At 46.4% G+C, this 15,428-nt stretch carries 13 protein-coding genes and 1 pseudogene; 7 read left to right on the top strand and 7 right to left on the bottom strand.

Going from position 1 to position 15,428, the window contains the following annotated elements; translation table 11 throughout:
• Together IQ270_RS21140 and IQ270_RS21135 are read left to right on the top strand one after the other, a co-directional pair.
• Window positions 1–240, top strand: a pseudogene (locus tag IQ270_RS21140) (hypothetical protein); the annotation flags it as partial.
• Between the two features lie 352 nt (window positions 241–592).
• Window positions 593–1,516 carry an ROK family protein gene (locus IQ270_RS21135; RefSeq protein WP_193975179.1) on the top strand — a complete coding sequence of 308 codons (924 nt, stop codon included), beginning with the start codon at window positions 593–595 and terminating at the stop codon, window positions 1,514–1,516.
• 284 nt (window positions 1,517–1,800) lie between these two features.
• Here IQ270_RS21135 and IQ270_RS21130 read toward each other — a convergent pair whose 3' ends face one another.
• The 4 genes from IQ270_RS21130 to IQ270_RS21115 all read right to left on the bottom strand — a co-directional run bounded on the left by IQ270_RS21130 (window position 1,801) and on the right by IQ270_RS21115 (window position 5,504).
• Entirely contained in the window at window positions 1,801–2,226 is a 426-nt protein-coding gene (locus IQ270_RS21130) for a hypothetical protein (RefSeq protein ID WP_193975178.1), read from the bottom strand.
• A 327-nt stretch (window positions 2,227–2,553) separates the two neighbouring features.
• The gene (locus tag IQ270_RS21125) at window positions 2,554–2,721 is read right to left on the bottom strand and encodes a hypothetical protein (RefSeq protein WP_193975177.1); all 168 of its coding nucleotides are present in this window, start codon (window positions 2,719–2,721) and stop codon (window positions 2,554–2,556) included.
• A gap of 39 nt (window positions 2,722–2,760) precedes the next feature.
• Window positions 2,761–4,419 (bottom strand): CTP synthase, encoded by a 1,659-nt coding sequence (locus tag IQ270_RS21120; RefSeq protein WP_193975176.1) that lies wholly within the window; start codon window positions 4,417–4,419, stop codon window positions 2,761–2,763.
• Window positions 4,420–4,526: 107 nt separating this feature from the next.
• Window positions 4,527–5,504, bottom strand: a complete 978-nt coding sequence (locus IQ270_RS21115) for an Rpn family recombination-promoting nuclease/putative transposase (protein ID WP_193975175.1) — start codon at window positions 5,502–5,504, stop codon at window positions 4,527–4,529.
• 360 nt (window positions 5,505–5,864) lie between these two features.
• On the opposite strand from IQ270_RS21115, the gene IQ270_RS21110 reads away from it, so the two are divergent.
• The 3 genes from IQ270_RS21110 to cutA all read left to right on the top strand — a co-directional run bounded on the left by IQ270_RS21110 (window position 5,865) and on the right by cutA (window position 10,080).
• Window positions 5,865–8,390, top strand: a complete 2,526-nt coding sequence (locus IQ270_RS21110; protein WP_193975174.1) for a VIT domain-containing protein — start codon at window positions 5,865–5,867, stop codon at window positions 8,388–8,390.
• 251 nt (window positions 8,391–8,641) lie between these two features.
• A complete protein-coding gene (locus IQ270_RS21105) occupies window positions 8,642–9,532 on the top strand; it encodes a pentapeptide repeat-containing protein (RefSeq protein WP_193975173.1) in 891 nt (296 codons plus the stop codon).
• Between the two features lie 227 nt (window positions 9,533–9,759).
• Complete coding sequence (cutA, locus tag IQ270_RS21100; RefSeq protein ID WP_193975172.1) at window positions 9,760–10,080, top strand: divalent-cation tolerance protein CutA; 321 nt, start codon at window positions 9,760–9,762, stop codon at window positions 10,078–10,080.
• Window positions 10,081–10,230: 150 nt separating this feature from the next.
• On the opposite strand, the gene IQ270_RS21095 is transcribed toward cutA, so the two are convergent.
• Window positions 10,231–10,773 carry a DUF2231 domain-containing protein gene (locus IQ270_RS21095; RefSeq protein WP_339384255.1) on the bottom strand — a complete coding sequence of 181 codons (543 nt, stop codon included), beginning with the start codon at window positions 10,771–10,773 and terminating at the stop codon, window positions 10,231–10,233.
• 48 nt (window positions 10,774–10,821) lie between these two features.
• Entirely contained in the window at window positions 10,822–11,100 is a 279-nt protein-coding gene (locus IQ270_RS21090; protein ID WP_193975171.1) for a hypothetical protein, read from the bottom strand.
• Between the two features lie 305 nt (window positions 11,101–11,405).
• Here IQ270_RS21090 and IQ270_RS21085 point away from each other — a divergent pair, with 305 nt between their 5' ends.
• Window positions 11,406–12,578, top strand: a complete 1,173-nt coding sequence (locus IQ270_RS21085) for an FAD-binding oxidoreductase (protein ID WP_193975170.1) — start codon at window positions 11,406–11,408, stop codon at window positions 12,576–12,578.
• Between the two features lie 493 nt (window positions 12,579–13,071).
• Window positions 13,072–14,661 (top strand): glycoside hydrolase family 57 protein, encoded by a 1,590-nt coding sequence (locus IQ270_RS21080; protein WP_193975169.1) that lies wholly within the window; start codon window positions 13,072–13,074, stop codon window positions 14,659–14,661.
• A 43-nt stretch (window positions 14,662–14,704) separates the two neighbouring features.
• Here IQ270_RS21080 and IQ270_RS21075 read toward each other — a convergent pair.
• A partial coding sequence (locus tag IQ270_RS21075) for a transposase (protein ID WP_228056561.1) occupies window positions 14,705–15,428 on the bottom strand: 724 nt, incomplete at its 5' end.

Here is a 15,428-nt window from a genome sequence, read left to right as displayed (position 1 = left end):
GCTGCTGCGGATGCGGTGGCTTCGCTTCAGGAATTGGCGCGCAGGCTGGGATTGTTGGGTAGAATTGGTAGCGGGGAATTGTCGCAGGTGGCGGGGGAGATTGGACGGGAAATATTGAGGCGATTTCCGCTGCCGGTGGTTGAGGATGATGGTGGGTGTGGGAATGTGATTGAGGCGGTGTTTGTTGGGGATGGTTTGGGTTTTTCTGGGGATGAGAGTCGCAGCGGCGCTGAGGGTTAGTCGGAATCAGGTGGAGATGGGAAAGTTTGGTATAATTGAGGGCGCGATAGGTTGATGGGAGGAGATTTTTTAGGTGCGCTCGCCTCCTGCGACAAAGCTTGAGAATTGAAACTAAATTATCGCGAAGCCTGGTATAGCAATCCGAGTGAATTTTATTGTGGAAGGGGCCCGAAAGCTTGTTTATAAACAGCTTATTGAGAATGGTGCAACATCTCGGTTGTATCCAGCATTTTGGTCGAGTGGGGCGATCGCCATGATACTCTTAGCGGTTAAGCACCGCTTCCGTCGGTAATTTTCACGCGCTAACACAGGACTTTGAATACCCAACTCGTCACTACAAACTTAAATCGTCATGGCACAAGTAATCGGCATCGACTTAGGGGGCACCGCTATTAAACTCGGCAGATTTAGCGAAGACGGCATTTGTCACCAATCCTTAACAGTCCCAACTCCTCAACCCGCAACGCCTGAAGCCGTCTTGGTCACCATCGCCGATGCTATTTTTCAACTTCAAACTCGCCCCAGTGTTGAAGGGGGGCTGGGGGAAGATATAATACGTGCGATCGGCATTGGCACACCAGGCCCGGCAGACGCAGCAGGCCGCACGGCCAGAGTAGCAATTAACCTCACAAACTGGCATAACGTCCCCCTAGCTGACTGGTTGGAAGCCAAAACCGGACTGCCGACAATATTAGCAAATGATGCCAACTGTGCCGGATTGGGAGAAGCTTGGTTGGGTGCGGGAAAGCATTTTAAAAACCTCATTTTGCTAACGTTGGGTACAGGAGTCGGCGGTGCAGTTATCCTAGACGGCAAACTATTTTCAGGTCATCTAGGCGCGGCGGGAGAATTAGGATTAATTGCGATCGATCCCGACGGCCCGGAGTGCAACAGCGGCAATCGCGGTTCTTTAGAACAATACGTTTCCGTGCAAGCAATTCGTCGCGAAACGGGTTTAGAACCCCTAGAATTAGCAAATTTGGCTCGGTCTGGAGATGCCAAAGCTTTAGAATACTGGCAAAATTATGGGCGCTATCTCGGTATCGGTTTAGCAACTCTCATTTATGTTTTAACACCGGAAGCTATTATTATCGGCGGTGGAATTAGTGCAGGTGCAGAATTTTTCTTGCCTGCGGTGCGAACTGAAATTGAGCGGCGGGTGCTGCCGAGTTCTCGCGAAGATTTGCAGCTATTGGTGGCTCAATTGGGCAATCAAGCAGGTATGGTTGGCGCAGCAAAATTAGCTTGGCAGGTGGCTTTAATGACTAATTACTGATGACGAATGACTGTTAGCTGTTAGTTGTTAGTTGTTGGTTGTTAGTTGTTAGTTGTTGGGAATTGAGAATTGGAAATTGGGAATTCGTAGCAAGTAACCAATAACCAATAACCAATAACCAATAACCAATAACCAATAACCAATAACCAATAACCAATAACCAATAACCAATAACCAATAACCAATAACCAATAACCAATAACCAATAACCAATAACCAATAACCAATAACCAATAACCAATAACCAATAACCAACAACTAATGACTAATGACTAATGACTTCTTCATGGCAAAGACTGCCCCGTCGTATTTTTGATGTATTGTTGAATTTTTTGATAATCGTCCGAGTTGCCTTCGCGCATCAGAATAATATTAGTTGCGCTGTCAGGCAGGAAAAAGCTAATTAGCCGACCGTTCTGTTCGCAAGTAAAAGAGCTAATTCTACTTAGATCGATCGCAAATTCCTTGCGGTCGTAATTAATTTTAATCCACGAACCTTTAGAATTGCGATCGACCGTTTTTTTTAGGTAATCTAAAACTTGTTTGTAAGCCTCCTGATTGCCTTGGGGATTTAGGATAATCGGCTGACTGCTGTTAGGCAGCCAAAATGTGATACGCTTGTTATCCAGTTCGCTAGAAAAAGCACTAATAGTGTCAAGGTCAATTATGTATGTATTTTTCTCATAAGTAAATTTGCTCCAGTAAGCCACAAAACCCCTCCTCAAACCTGCGTTTCCTGGTATTTTAGGATAGTTTGACAACTCATAAGCTGTTCTGTATTTAAATTGTCTGTCAAAAAACAAGAAAACTATTGTGGGATGGGCTCTACCGCCCGCCCTGAATATGCAATGTTTATTTGCGCGAAAGCTTAACCTTTGAGATTTTAGATTTTACATTGAATAATTTTAGATTTGGCATGAATGATGACTGTTGGGGTTAGCACTGCGGGCTTGATCAGTGAGATTCTGTTTTGAAACTGGTATCACCCTTGAAATCTCAGGTATAAAGTTAGATGATTGGTATAGCCCCCTTTACCCCTATGCTAAAGTCGGGGTAAGGTTTTTGACTCCTTGAGAATGCTGCTCGATATCATGTCCGGTAGGTGAGACCCCGATCGAATCCGATTGCTGGGTGGGGCGGGTGAGAGTACGATCGACTATCTGCCCTATTTCAATATAATCTGCACTCGCCCGCCCTACAGACATTCAATATATCAAAACTACTCGATCGCACGTGATAGGAGACTAACTTCCGGCAACTTTCCCGGCCACCAAGTCGCGAGCCTCAGCTTCTAAAACATCCTGCTTTCCCTGGATGTTCGCCGCCCGGATCAACCCCTGAAATAAGGGGTGGGGGGCGCTAGGTCGAGATTGGAATTCGGGGTGAAATTGACTGGCGATGAAAAAAGGATGGTTGGGCAATTCGATTATTTCTACCAATCGGCCGTCGGGAGATGTCCCGGAGACTGCATAACCTGATTCTAATAAAAGATTCCGGTAGGCGTTATTGAATTCGTATCTGTGGCGGTGCCGCTCGTAAATCACTTCTTTTTGATAAAGTTTGAAAGCGAGGGTGTCTGGGTTGACGCGACACGGATACAAACCCAGTCGCATTGTACCGCCCAAATCGATTACATCTTGCTGTTCTGGCAATAAATTAATTACCGGATTTGCTGTATTTGGGTCAAATTCAGCGCTGTTGGCATCCTTCAGTTGAGCCGTGTTGCGCGCCCATTCAATTACAGCACACTGCATTCCCAAACACAATCCCAAAAAAGGTATTTTGTGGTGTTTAGCATATTCGATCGCCGCTATTTTGCCATCTACTCCCCGAATCCCAAAACCTCCGGGCACAACCATGCCGTTGATATCTTTGAGATAGTTTTCGAGGCTTCCCGATTCTAAATCTTCTGAGTTAATCCAGTGCAAATTTAGATCGCAGCCGATCGCAATTGCCGCGTGCCGCAAAGCTTCTACCACGGAAAGATAAGCATCGTTCAAGCGCACGTATTTGCCCACCAAAGCAATATCAATCTTGTGGCTGGGACTGTAAAGCCGCTTGACTAAGGTTTGCCACTGCATCAAATCGGGTGGCCGCTGTTCGAGTTGCAGCAAATTGATGGTTTGTTCTGCTAAACCTTCTTCTTCCATCATTAGAGGCACTTCGTAGATACTTTTGGCATCTTGAGCCGTGATGACGCATTCTTCGGGTACGTTGCAGAATTCCGACAATTTTTGTTTGAGGCCCAAAGGTAAAGGCCGATCGCACCGACAGACTAAAATATCTGGTTGAATGCCGATCGACCGCAACTCCTTAACCGAGTGCTGAGTCGGTTTAGTTTTCATCTCCCCAGCCGAAGGAATCCAAGGTATCAGCGTCACGTGCATATACAACACATTTTGCCGCCCGACATCCTTGCGAAACTGGCGAATGGCCTCCAAAAACGGCAAAGACTCAATATCTCCCACCGTGCCGCCGATTTCCGTAATCACCACATCGGGATTAGTATTTTTTGCGACTCGGTGAATGCGCTCTTTAATCTCGTTAGTGATATGGGGAATCACCTGTACCGTGCTCCCCTGATACTCGCCGCGGCGTTCCTTATTAATCACAGCTTGATAAATCGAACCCGTGGTGACGCTGTTGAGGCGAGACATGGAGGTATCGGTAAAACGCTCGTAATGCCCCAAATCCAGGTCTGTTTCCGCACCGTCTTCGGTGACAAAGACTTCTCCGTGCTGAAACGGGCTGAGAGTGCCGGGGTCAACGTTAATATAGGGGTCTAGCTTCAAAATCGAGACAGAGTAGTCTCGGGACTTCAATAAGCGGCCGAGGGAAGCAGCGACAATTCCCTTGCCGATACTGGAAACCACGCCACCAGTCACAAACACAAATTTGCTCATAGAATTTTCGACTTTAGATATTTCAATGTCAGGTCAGACTCAAATGTGACATAGGTGATCCATAAGGGCAACCACGGAGATTGCCCTTACGGCTCTTTGACTAATTATTAACGATCGTTATGGGCTTGCAACCAAGCTGTCAAATCTGACAAAGTGGTAAAGTCTAATAGTGCTTCTCCTAAACTCTCTAATTGCTCAGCAGATAACTGACTGATCCGGCTTTGGGTATCCTCCGGCAGCGCGCCGAGACTGCGCTCTAACAGACGAACAATTAATCGCAATTTTCCTTGTTCGATTCCTTGTTCGATGCCTTGTTCGATTCCTTGTTCGATACCTTGTTCGATTCCTTGTTCGATACCTTCTGCCAGAGCTATTTTGGTGGCTAGACTAATGGAACCACGCTGGTCTTGAATCCAGATTTCTCGCTTATCTAAATCATCTAGTTCCTTAGCATTTAGATTCGCTGTACTGGCCATGTTAAAAGCCTCTTTCAGTTCCTGTACATTTCCCAATTCTTCTGGAACCGACTGTAGAGACTGAGCTGTTTTCATGAAGTATATCCACTTATCTGTCAAGGTTTCTAGTTCATCTAGCCCCTTGTTGAATTTTGGTAACTCCACAAACACCAGCTCAAACTGATCCGCTAGATAATCTACTAAAAATGTCTTTTCTTTGAAAATGAAGTGCGAAATCACTGTGTCCATGTTCTCAAACATTTTAAAATCGGTAATTGTCAGAGCAATCACAGGGTTTAAGTTGCTGTAGCCACTTCCTTTGCTGAGCTGCATTGAATAAGTTTTAGTTGCATTATACAAAACCCGCTGCTGAAAGTATTCTACATTCAAAACCTGCATTTCAATAATTACAGTTTTGTCACCATTAATCTTGGCTTTGACATCCAAGTAAGTATCTTTGAGACCTTTAATGTTTGGAGCTAAATAGGGGTCGATAATTTCTAAATCTTCGATAACTGGTCGCGCTTCGTAGAGGAGAGCATTTAAGAAACTAATTAAAATGTCTTTACTGTCATCCGAGCCGAAGATTTTTTTGAAGGCAAAGTCGGTCTTGGGGTTGATAAAATTCATGGTAATTACAATTTATTAGGGTTTCATACCAATTTTTTATGAGGCCCCGTAGAATGCGATCTCCCTGGCACACCCCTTAATAAGGGGGGGGACAAGATTCTTCTCAAAGTCCCCCTTGCTTTCGGGGGATGCGAGGGGGATCGAGATATGTGCAACTTCACATTAAATTGGTATCAGGGGTTTTGGTTAGAGCTATTTAATTGTCGTCTAACTTAATTATACAATCTTATAGGTTGGGGTAGATCGTCCTGTTGGCGAAGCCCTTGTCAGTAATTTTTCCCAAACAGCTAACTGAGGAACGTTTTGCGAAGGTTAAGGTCATGGTATAAAAAGCATCTGAAATCTGCTAAAAAAACAGCTATGAAGTTTGTCTGCGTTCTATCCCCTCAACGGTTGTTTTCTGCTGGTATCGCATTACTCGCTGCGATCCTCTTCGAGGGCTTCGCTAACGAGTGCGGCGTGTGGCTCGCTCCAAACGGGGCGCAAGCCAACGCCTTGGGGCCAAATTACTCGTCTGTGCCGCCGAAAATCCTTGCTAGTAACGATGTTAGCTGCAACGGCGCCCGATCGCCCGAAACTCGCTGTCAAGTCGGCGGTTTGTTCGTCAAAACCCAAAATACTGCCCGAGAACAAGTATTTCCTCTCAAAAAAACTGAAGTTAAAGCCAAAATTGCCGGCAATATATCCCGCGTCGAAGTTGTTCAGAAGTTTGAAAATCCTTTTCCCGAATCTTTAGAAGCTGTTTATGTTTTTCCTTTACCCGACGAAGCGGCGGTGGACGACATGGAAATTAAAATCGGCAATCGCACTATTAAAGGTGATATCAAACGGCGCGATGAAGCTTTGGAAATTTACCAAAAAGCTCGCGAACAAGGCCGGACTGCGGGTTTGTTGGAACAAGAACGATCTAATATTTTTACTCAGTCTCTGGTTAATATCAAACCGGGAGAAAAAATTGAAGTTACGATTCGCTATACCGAAAGTCTCAAGTTTGTCGGCGGCGATTACGAATTTGTGTTTCCCACAGTGGTTGGGCCTCGCTATATTTCGCGAAATACGACTGATGCCGATCGCATTAACCCGCCTGTTTTGCCTCCGGGGACGCGATCGGGTCACGATATCGCTGTGGAGGTAGAAATAGACGCTGGAGTTGCGATCGGCAATATTGTTCGCTCTACTTCCCATCAAATTACCACTCAGCGCAGTGGCAATATTGTTCGCGTCCAATTAGCTGACTCTGACACAATTCCCAATAAAGATTTAATTCTGCGCTATCGAGTAGCCGGCGAAAATACTCAAGCAACAGTCCTGACTCAATCCGACCAGCGTGGCGGTCATTTTGCTACTTATTTGATTCCGGCATTAAAGTATAAAGCTAATGAAATTGTACCGAAAGATGTCGTATTTTTGATGGATACTTCCGGTTCTCAACAGGGCGAACCGCTGGCAAAATCCAAGGAGTTAATGCGTCGGTTCATTCAAGGACTCAATCCCAAGGATAGTTTTAGTATTATTGATTTTGCCAACACTGCGAAAGCACTTTCAACAACTCCTTTAGCAAATACGGCTGCCAATCGACAAAGCGCGATTGATTATATTGACAAGTTACAGGCTAACGGGGGAACTGAACTGCTCAACGGCATTCAAACAGTGATGAATTTTCCGGCGACAGAAACAGGAAGGCTGCGGAGTATTGTACTGATTACTGACGGTTATATTGGTAATGAAAAAGAAGTGCTTGCCGGGGTTCAGGAAAGTCTGAAACCGGGAAATCGACTTTATAGTTTTGGTGTGGGCAGTTCCGTGAATCGGTTTTTGATTGCTCGTTTGGCAGAAGTGGGAAGAGGCACGTCTCAAGTAATTCGTCAAGATGAACCATCAGCAGAAGCGGCAGAAAAGTTTTTTCGCCAAATTAACAATCCGGTACTAACTAATATTCAAATTAGTTGGGCAGGAATGGGGGAAAAACCGGAGATTTATCCGATCGCCCCGCCAGACTTATTTACCAGTCAACCGCTGGTTTTGTTTGGCAAAAAGACCGATCGAACTAACGGCCAACTCCGCATCCGCGGCACTCAAGCCGGCGGCAAAGTTTACGAGCAGATTTTACCTGTGAACTTTACTCAATCGGGGCGGCAGCGGGAGTCAACTTCAGTCGCAGCAAGCGTTACGGATTTTGGCAATCCGGCGGTAGCTCAACTTTGGGGGCGATCGCGCATTAAAAATTTAATGAATCAAATGTTTGGCGGCGAGACTGAATCTCTGGTGGAAGCCGTTACTAATACTGCTCTGACTTATCGCTTGCTGTCGGAATACACGGCTTTTGTAGCTGTGAGCGAAGAAGTGCGCGTCGAACCAGATGGATCTCGCCGTCGCGTGCAAGTGCCTGTAGAATTGCCGCAGGGTGTAAACTACGAAGGTATTTTTGATTCTGAGAAAGACGAGCAAACTAGGGGCGGGGTTCGCAGTATTACCCCGACTCGCGCTTTTTCACCGATTGCTCCAGCTCCTGGTGTCGCGCAGCGAGCCCGTTACAGCGAACCAGCACCGCCACCGCCACCGCCGAAGCCTTTGGCTTCTCGCTTGCAAGTAGTCAGTGCCCAAGGGTTGGATGCCGGGAGTCGCGCTGCTCTGACTCAATACTTGCAATCTGTTAATCTCCCGGCGGGAGTTAGCGGCGAGACGGTGTGGGAGCTGTCGGTACAAAACGGCCACGTACAGAAAGTGGCGATCGTCTTCGATGGCTTCGCCAACGACTCTGGAAGCTCGACGCTGCAAGCAACAGAAGCTCTAGAAACTCTCAAGAAAGCCTTGATTTCCTGGCAACCGCCGGCCGGATTCCAGGGTAGGGTGCGCCTGATTTTGCGGATTAATGCCGATCGTTAAGGAATGACTGTTTTTGTCAAGAAACATTAACTTTTAAGTCAAAAGTACGGAAAGGGCGATCGGCACAGCGAGAACAATATAAAATATTTATTAAGAGATCCTGTTTAAACAGAAAGAGATGTTAACAGAAGTTATAAAGTTTGATGCAAATGCTGAAACAGTCTAATTTCTGACACAGTTCCATTTCTGAAACAACCTCCTAGTTAAGATTTCTCGATCGCCCCCCCAAATCAGAGAAGGTATTACCCCCTATGGAAGTTAGCGAGCTGCTCAACAATTACGAAAAAGGACAAAGAGACTTTGCTGGAGCCGACCTGGGCGGTGCAAACCTCAGCGGAGCCATCTTAATCGGAGTCAACCTTTCGCGAGCTAATCTTTCTGGGGCGAACCTCAGCAGAGCGTTTCTCACCAAAGCAACGCTCAAAGGCGCACAAATGCACAGAACAAATCTCAGTTTTGCCAAAATGGGCGAAGCCAAACTCTCAGGCGCAGATTTGACAAAAGCTAATTTGAGCGGAGCTTTTTTGGTAAAAGCAAAATTGCCGAGAGCAAAATTAAGCGGCGCAAATTTAAGCGGCGCAAACCTGCGGAGTGCTGTATTGTGGAATGCCAATTTATGCAGCGCTGACTTGCAATTAGTTAACTTGCTGGGCGCGAATCTGACTGGAGCTAATTTTAAATGGGCAAACCTTTACGGTGCAAAGCTCAACAGTGCAAAACTTTTTGGAGCTCAATTAACCGGAGTCAGTCTGCGGCGAGCGCAGTTGACGGGGGTGAATCTTTGCGGTGCAGATTTGAGCGGCGTTAACGTCAGCGAAGCTAAACTGATGGGAGCTAATTTAGAAGGCTCGAATTTGGCGGGGGCCAATTTCTGCGCGGCTCAATTGCGGGGCGTTAAATTGGCGGGTGCAAACTTAACTGGGGCTAAGTTTAGGGGAAGTTGTTTGATCGGGGCAAATCTGAATTGGACAAAGCTGTGTCAAACTGATTTGATGGCAGCAGATTTGAGCGAGGCGACTTTAATCGGAGTTAATTTAGACAGTGCTTTGTTGGCGGGAGCTATTTTGCCGGAATATACTAGGCGCTACTTTTCCTTAGCTGGGGCGTGCAGAATCAATTCTTGGGAAGTTGCGGAAATTTAAAATGCGTAATTGGGAATTGGGAATTGGGAATTGGGAATTGGGAATGTCTAAGCTATTGTGGCATTTAAATTATCTGTAAAAAAGATCGAACAATGGGTCTGGTGTCCCGCTAGCGGGCCCTGAATATACAATGTTTATTTGCGCGACAGCTTACCGTTTTCCTGCTAGGAAATGCGATGGAGCTTTTCTATTAAAATCTATTCTTTAATCTCAAAACTCAAATCGTTATGACAGTTAATTTCGGGGTGGTGCTGGTAACTGCAGTCTCGGAGGCCGAGGCCGAGAATATCGCTAAATCTATCGTCGAAGACAAGCTGGCTGCTTGTGTTAGTTTGTCGCCGATTCGCTCGATTTATACTTGGCAAGGCGAGATTCATTCCGAGTCGGAGTGGCAGTTGGTGATTAAAACTGATTTGGCTAAATTTGAGGCTTTAAAAACAAAAATACAGCAACTTCATTCCTATGAAGTTCCCGAAATTATTGCTATTCCTATTGTCGCTGGTAGTGAGGCTTATCTCGATTGGCTGAGACAATCTTTAAGTTCGTAGTCAGGACTTTAGTCCTTGATTATCTACCCATCAAGAAGGACTGAAGTCCTGACTACAAACCAAAAAATCAAGGTTCGTAGTCAGGACTTCAGTCCTTGATTATCCACTCATCAAGAAGGACTGAAGTCCTTACTACAAACGGTTGGAAACCTACAGATTTTGACTGCTAGGGCCGATGACGCCGACTTTGTGGCGAAAACTTAGTTCGCCGCCGAACCAGCCTGTAACGCCTAGCAAGGTGGCAACGACGATCGACAATGCTAAACCTGTAAAGACGATCGGCTCAGCCGGATTTCCTTGTCGCAACAGCAAGTTAATCAGCGAAAGTACCAGAGCCGCCACATTGCCGCCCATGTGCAACCAACCGGCACTGCGATCGCGCACTCTTTTTATTCGGAAAAAATCTAAAAAGCCCGTAATACCCGCCAAAATCCCCCCACCAAAACCGACACCGATCAGCCAAACCGAAGCTCTCGCCCAAAACGGATCGCTTGTGAGCCAATAACCGATATCCGTGCCGGCAGCTCCGACTAAAAAGGCTACCGGAAACACGATCAGCACTGGGTGGAGGGGATGACCAGCAACTGAAACTGTACTGGTAATCCCGGCATCGCGATACTCTGTTTCGTTACTTTCGAGAATGGGCGGAATATTGGGAAAAGGTGTACTATTTGTTTGATTTGTTTCCATCATTTCTACCAATAAGTTTTGTACAAAAAACCGGTTTTTATAGGATTGAAGTTAATCCATAATCCGATCGCCATTTTCGTCAACGCGGATCTGCCTAACTACGTCAGAAATTTCCTCGGCATCTTTGACGTGGTGCAGGGCTTTCTTTTCCCCGTCTGGTTCTTCTACAATTACATAAGTTGGAACTGTAACTGTGTCTCCCGTGATGTCAGGCACGTGATCTACCGCCAGTTGCTGGGCTTTTTCTTCGATGGTTTGCGGTGCGTCGGAAATACGATCGCCCGGATTGGCAGTGCGCTCCATATCTTTGCCCGGTTTGTCGATACTCATAAAACCTCTGTGATGTTTCTAAGTTTTTGTTGGCTGTAATTCTTACTATTGAACGTAAAATATGCCTCCGCAAACATCTTCCGAGGGGTGGAACTTTCTGTTATGCCGAGCGCCTGGAGTATCTTCCTCTAGGTAGAGACTTTTGAGTTATTTCCGAAACTACCTAAGCTAAAATCAAAGTATTATATCAATTCCGGTTGCACTCCTCATGATGTTAACTGTTGACTGTCAACTGTTGACAGTGAATTTACTATTCCGATGAAGATAGGATTTGATCTTATTTGTTCTTTCCCTTGAAATTCCCTATGAAAAGTTACGATTGGATTGTTGTCGGCGGCGGAATTACGGGCGTAGCAGTGAGTTACGAACTCAGAAAAAAAGGTTTTGCGGTGCTGCTTTTGGAACGAGATACTGCAATGCAAAATGCTACTCGTTTTAGTTACGGCGGCTTGGCTTATTGGTCTGGCACGACTGATTTAACTCGCCAATTATGTCAGGAAGGTATCGAACGCCACCGCAATTTATCTGCCCAATTAGATGCTGATACGGAGTTTCGAGAGTTGGATTTGTTGCTGACAATTGATGCGGGCAGCGATGCCGAAAAAGTGGCAGCTAATTACGCGCATTTTGCAATTCCTCCGCAGCTTTTGAGCGTTGCAGAAGCTGGTGATTTGGAACCTTTACTGAATAAAAGTGCGATCGCCGGAGCTCTGACTGTCCGTCACGGTCACATTTCGCCTACAGCCACAAATCAAGCTTATTGTCAAGCGTTTGTGCGGTTGGGAGGAACTGTAGAATTTGCTGAAGTAACTGGGTTGATTGCAGAAGGAAATCGGATTTCGGGAGTCAAAACAGTAGGCGAAAATTATGCTTGCGAAAATGCGGTGATTTGTGCAGGAGGTTGGAGTCGAAGTTTGCTGAAGGCTGCCGGTATTTCTGCAGGAGTTTATTTTACCCGCGCTGAGATTTTGGAGACTGCACCTGTGGATTTGCAACTCAGGACTTTGGTGATGCCTGCACTCTTAAAACGTTTTGAATTGGAAGCTGAATCGAGTAAAATTGAGGTGGATTTTCTTTGGGATGAACCGGGTCAAGAGTTGCACCCTCCGATTTTCGATGCTGGTGCAATTCGGTTTAATGATGGCAGTTTGCGGATCGGGCAATTGTCTCGCACTTTGAGCGATTTGAATGCTAAAGTCGATCGCCAAACTAGCGAAAAGGCAATTCGTGCCGGTATCGGCAAGGTTTTGCCTGAAGCGGCAAATTTACCGGCAACTTGGCACGATTGTATAGTAGCATTTAGCGCCGATAAATTGCCTGTAGTAGGGGAAATTGGCTCTCGACCTGGATTGCACGTTTTTTCGGGTTTGAGCAATCCTTTGGCTGTTGTACCCGCTTTAGCTGAGCGATTTGCAAGTTGGGCGGGGGGAGAAAAAGATTGGGCGATCGAGCTTTTGTCTCCCAATCGATTTGCTTAAATCAGTCTCTTACTGTAGGGTTATTTTTGCAGTTTTCGTAGAATCTTGCAATTACCGACTGTCGGGGGACACTGTTTAATTCGTCGCCAAACGGGAATTCTTTCGCTAAGATAGCACCACTATATTTGTAGAAGTCAAATTTGTTGACTTTTTCGCTATCCATCCACAGGCGAAATGTTTTGTTGGGGATTAAGTATGCTGTCTTTATTGCTGCATCGACATCATTAAATTGTTCTCACTTCCCACCGGCTTTAAATTCAAAAACCTGCATGACATTCGACCCGATCGCCAATTTTTAATTCTAACCTGGTAGAATAATATAGCCTGCTCTGTTGCAAAAGTTTACAAATAACTGTGCTTTTACCGCAGGCCCAAAGATCAAACAGTCCTAGAAAGACGGGGATTTAAGCCCATTTCAGCATAAAATCTTAAAATATTTTAAAGCTGTGCCTAACTACTGGCGTCAGTTAATAACTACGGCATCGAAATCGTTATGACTATTGGCTACCTCGCTCTCGTTCTCCACGCCCACTTACCTTTTGTCCGCCATCCCGAAAGCGACTACGTTTTAGAAGAAGAATGGCTGTTTGAGGCGATCGCCGAAACATACGTTCCCCTGCTACAAGTCTTTGAGGGGCTGCTTCGCGACGGCATCGACTTTAAAATTACCATGAGCATGACACCGCCCTTGGTGGCGATGCTGCGCGACCCCTTGCTGCAAGACCGCTTCGACGACCACTTAGCCAAACTCGAAGAACTAGCGGAACTCGAAATCGAACACAACAGCGGTAGCGGTCACCTCCGATATTTAGGCCAACATTATGCCACGCACTTCTCTCAAGTCCGCAACTTTTGGGAAAAGTACGATCGAGACTTAGTAAAAGCCTTCAAACAATTCCAAGACAGCAACAACCTCGAAATCATGACCTGCGGGGCCACCCACGGCTACTTACCGCTGATGAAAATGTACCCCGAGGCAGTTTGGGCGCAAATACAAGTAGCCTGCGAAAGTTACGAACAAAACTTCGGTCGCCGACCAAAAGGCATTTGGCTGCCCGAATGCGCCTACTACGAAGGCTTAGAGAGGATGTTAGCCGACGCCGGTCTCCGCTACTTCCTCACAGACGGTCACGGCATCCTCTACGCCCGCCCGCGCCCCCGCTACGGCAGTTACGCCCCGATTTTCACTGAATCGGGAGTAGCAGCCTTCGGGCGAGATCACGAATCGTCGCAGCAGGTTTGGTCTTCCGAAGTCGGCTACCCGGGTGCGGCCGAATACCGGGAATTCTACAAAGATTTGGGTTGGGAAGCCGAATACGACTACATCAAACCCTACATCATGCCCAACGGCCAGCGCAAAAATACCGGGATTAAGTATCATAAAATCACCGGTCGCGGACTGGGTTTAGGCGACAAACAGTTATACGATCCTTACTGGGCGCGGGAAAAAGCAGCCGAACACGCCAGCAACTTTGCTTTCAACCGGGAACGGCAAGTCGAACACCTCAACGGCATCATGCAGCGCCCTCCGATTATCGTTTCACCTTACGACGCCGAACTTTTCGGTCACTGGTGGTACGAAGGGCCTTGGTTTTTGGATTACTTGTTCCGCAAGAGTTGGTACGACCAAAATACCTACGAGATGACGCACTTAGCCGATTATTTGCGGGAAAATCGAACTCAGCAAGTTTGCCGCCCGTCTCAGTCTAGCTGGGGTTTCCGGGGTTTCCACGAGTATTGGCTAAACGATACCAATGCTTGGATTTACCCGCACTTGCACAAAGCTGCGGAACGGATGATTGAATTGGGAAGCATGGAACCAGAGGATGAATTGCAGTCTCGGGCTTTGAACCAGGCCGCGCGGGAAGTGCTGTTAGCTCAATCATCTGACTGGGCTTTTATCATGCGTACAGGGACGATGGTTCCCTATGCGGTGCGGCGGACTCGATCGCACTTAATGCGCTTTCACAAGCTGTACGATGAAGTCAAAGAACGCAAAGTCGATGCCGGTTGGTTGGAGAAGGTGGAAGAGATTGACAACATCTTCCCTGAGATTAACTATCGCGTTTATCGATCGCTCTGAAGTACCCGACGCTGACCTGAGTACAGGTACAGCGCCGGCTTCCCTATTGATTAGCAACCGCCTTGGAATTAGTAGACTTTCGCCCATACTTCATCGGTCTTACATTGCCTCCAAGGGCAGTAGCGCTGCTTCCCAACGCCAATATCCGTAAGCCTTCATTTCTGATATTGATTGCTGCATTCACATCACGGTCATGTCGCTCGTTGCAATGAGGACATTCAAAAGACCGCACAGATAAATCCATCTTCGGCACTGGCAGCAAAGTCAAATTACACAGATGCGATGATGGGAAAAATTGACCTATTTCTAGATAGATTTTCCCGTCAAACTCCGCTTTATATTTAAGCATGGTGCAAAACATCCCCCAACCTGCATCGCTGATTGCTTGAGCGAGGTTGTGATTCTTGACCATATTCTTGAGGGCCAGGTTCTCTACCACAATCACTTGGTTCTCGTTCACTGTCTTACGGGACAGCTTGTGTAGAAAATCAGAGCGCACTCTAGCAATTTTAGAATACACTCTTGCCGCTGCAAGCTTTGCTTTGCGCCGCTTGTTTGTAGTCTTATCCTTTTTACGGGATAGTTTTCGCTGCTTACGTTTTAAGTTGCGCTCATGCTTTTTGAGGTGAAGAAGGTTCTGATATTTTGAACCGTTAGAAGTGACGGCAAAATCAATTAGCCTTTTATGAACAGGCTCTCCGACCTGTTCCACAAGAAAATTTATCTTTTGTGGAACAGGCCGGAGAGCCTGTTGCTGACAATGGTGC

Source organism: Microcoleus sp. LEGE 07076 (assembly GCF_015207455.1).
Lineage (GTDB): Bacteria > Cyanobacteriota > Cyanobacteriia > Cyanobacteriales > Microcoleaceae > Microcoleus.
The sequence above is the reverse complement of the archived record's forward strand: the minus strand, read 5'-3'. Positions and strand labels throughout refer to the sequence as shown.

Coding starts and splice junctions, on each gene's coding strand:
- IQ270_RS21135 (WP_193975179.1), top strand. CDS start 593: ATGGCACAAGTAATCGGCATCGACTTAGGGGGCACCGCTATTAAACTC.
- IQ270_RS21125 (WP_193975177.1), bottom strand. CDS start 2,721: ATGTCTGTAGGGCGGGCGAGTGCAGATTATATTGAAATAGGGCAGATA.
- IQ270_RS21120 (WP_193975176.1), bottom strand. CDS start 4,419: ATGAGCAAATTTGTGTTTGTGACTGGTGGCGTGGTTTCCAGTATCGGC.
- IQ270_RS21115 (WP_193975175.1), bottom strand. CDS start 5,504: ATGAATTTTATCAACCCCAAGACCGACTTTGCCTTCAAAAAAATCTTC.
- IQ270_RS21110 (WP_193975174.1), top strand. CDS start 5,865: ATGAAGTTTGTCTGCGTTCTATCCCCTCAACGGTTGTTTTCTGCTGGT.
- IQ270_RS21105 (WP_193975173.1), top strand. CDS start 8,642: ATGGAAGTTAGCGAGCTGCTCAACAATTACGAAAAAGGACAAAGAGAC.
- cutA (WP_193975172.1), top strand. CDS start 9,760: ATGACAGTTAATTTCGGGGTGGTGCTGGTAACTGCAGTCTCGGAGGCC.
- IQ270_RS21095 (WP_339384255.1), bottom strand. CDS start 10,773: ATGATGGAAACAAATCAAACAAATAGTACACCTTTTCCCAATATTCCG.
- IQ270_RS21090 (WP_193975171.1), bottom strand. CDS start 11,100: ATGAGTATCGACAAACCGGGCAAAGATATGGAGCGCACTGCCAATCCG.
- IQ270_RS21085 (WP_193975170.1), top strand. CDS start 11,406: ATGAAAAGTTACGATTGGATTGTTGTCGGCGGCGGAATTACGGGCGTA.
- IQ270_RS21080 (WP_193975169.1), top strand. CDS start 13,072: ATGACTATTGGCTACCTCGCTCTCGTTCTCCACGCCCACTTACCTTTT.